Consider the following 2,025-nt stretch of genomic DNA (forward strand, 5'->3'; position numbering starts at 1 on the left):
ACAGAGATTTGAGGAGGAGTCCGGGGAAAGTGCGATCGCTCAAAATTTGGGAACCGTCCCAAACTTGAAAACCGAGAAGACAGGAGGAGGGGAGAGAAGGACAGAAATGGCGATAAAAAGGGTCAATTTCACTTAAAAGACTGATTCCTGCGTCGATATGTTTCAAAACACCGATGAGTAATCCCGCAACGATTAAGAGGAGGAAAGTCCCCATAATTTGGAAAAAGAGACGGATATTAATTTTTACTCCCCCCGCAAATAGGAGAATTCCCAACAAAGTCGCCATACTTAACCCCGCTATCGCACCGAAGGTTTGGATCTGCCAATCTTTTTGGAATTGGGCCAGGATAAAGAGGACAGTTTCAAATCCCTCTCGCAAGACAGCGATAAAAACGAGCAGAAAAATCGCTTTTCCTGCCCCATTTTCCGATTTTAAACCCGCTTTTACCGCACTTTCTACCTCAGATTTCAAAGATTTGGCCTGTTGAGTCATCCAAATTAACATCCAACTCAACATCAAAACGGCAATCAGTCCAAAAGTGGCGGCCAGTAATTCCTTGAGCATTGGTACGAATGGACTAGGAGAAGCATCCACTTGCAAAAGGATTCCCCCTAGCAAAATACCGACCAAAACACTAGCGACCACTCCCGCACCAATACCACGATACACCCATGAGTTAAGTTGCGATCGACCCGATTTTTGTAAACAAGCGAGGACAATTCCCACCACTAAAGCGGCCTCGAAACCTTCCCGGAGAGTGATAATAAAAGTGGGTAAAGCGGAACTAAGATTCATAAGCTAGTGGATAAACTCTAGCTTTGATCCTAGCTCAAGCAAAATCCCGCAGCATCTTGCGAATTTCCAGATTGTGTAATTCTTCTTGTCCGATCATACCGCGAGCGAATTCTTCTAGGTAAATACTGGCATCTTCGACGGTTTCTAGGAGTGCTTTGTACAAATCAAGGGATTTTTTCTCATGATTGAGGCTCTCACTCAAGATTGCTTTGATATTGTGTTCATAGCTTTCCTCGATGGGGGCAATTTTTAAGCTAGGATGACCTTCTAAACCGGTGAGAATTTCCCCGACTTGTTGCGCGTGGGTGAGGGACTCCGTGGCCTGAGTCTGGAAAAATTGGACGATAGGGATGCGATGGGGACCTGTCACCATCAGGGAATAGTGGGTGTAACGGACAACTCCCGCTAGTTCAAATTCCATGATTTCGTTCAGTTGTTCGATGGTTTTGTCTCTGTCTAGTTCTCGCATAAGATTCTCAATAATTTTTCTCTAATTGCAATTGTAGCTAATCCAAACCGGCTAAATGAATCTAAAAACCTTGTTGGCTAATACTAAATCCGTTGAGTATGGGCTATGTATGAGAACAGGCAAAAGGCAATAGGCAATAGGCAATAGGGAGAATAAATAATCAGTTTTTGATAACCGGATTTAGTATAATATCTTTAGGCTTTTTTGCCGTCAAAAAACTGCCAGCCATTTGAGCAATCGGGGGGAATTTTTAGGCACTTTTTCCTGAAAATGCCTAAAATCCCACACACCCCACGAAAAACCCTTTCAGCAAACCCTAGGTAATGCAAAAAGATTTTAGCTGGGGGAATAGCAACTCAAGAGGTCATTAAAGGTTTCATTTTGCCTTAAACCATCGAAAACAAAGTTATTACGCGCTAATTCGCCACATATATCCGGTTCTATGTCCATGGCTTCGCGTAAACAGTCGATCGCTTTTTGTTGTTGACCGAGGGCGGCATAACAGCAGGCGGCATTATACCACGCATAGCGATCATCTTGATCGATTTTTAACGATTCTTCATAACAGGCGATCGCTTCTGGTAAACGCTGTAATTCCTGTAAGATCACACCCTGTTGATACCAGGACCAGTAATCTTGCGGTCGGATATCGAGGGCGGTACGATAATTAAATAAAGCCTCTTGGGGATTGCCCCAATCCCGGAAAGCGTCGCCGCGACGATACCAGGCCCAATAATCCCGGGGTCGCGCCCCCAAGGCC

3 protein-coding genes are annotated in these 2,025 nt (G+C 44.5%); all 3 read right to left on the reverse strand.

From position 1 onward, the window contains the following. On the reverse strand, window positions 1-796 hold a 796-nt coding region (locus PX481_RS27410), incomplete at its 3' end, for an FTR1 family iron permease (protein WP_288097094.1). Between the two features lie 34 nt (window positions 797-830). After that, window positions 831-1,265 carry a ferritin-like domain-containing protein gene (locus PX481_RS27415; RefSeq protein ID WP_002731529.1) on the reverse strand — a complete coding sequence of 145 codons (435 nt, stop codon included), beginning with the start codon at window positions 1,263-1,265 and terminating at the stop codon, window positions 831-833. Between the two features lie 336 nt (window positions 1,266-1,601). Then, window positions 1,602-2,025 (reverse strand): tetratricopeptide repeat protein (locus PX481_RS27420; protein WP_288097098.1); only part of this gene is annotated, 424 nt, incomplete at its 5' end.

This window comes from Microcystis sp. M53603_WE2 (assembly GCF_030065435.1).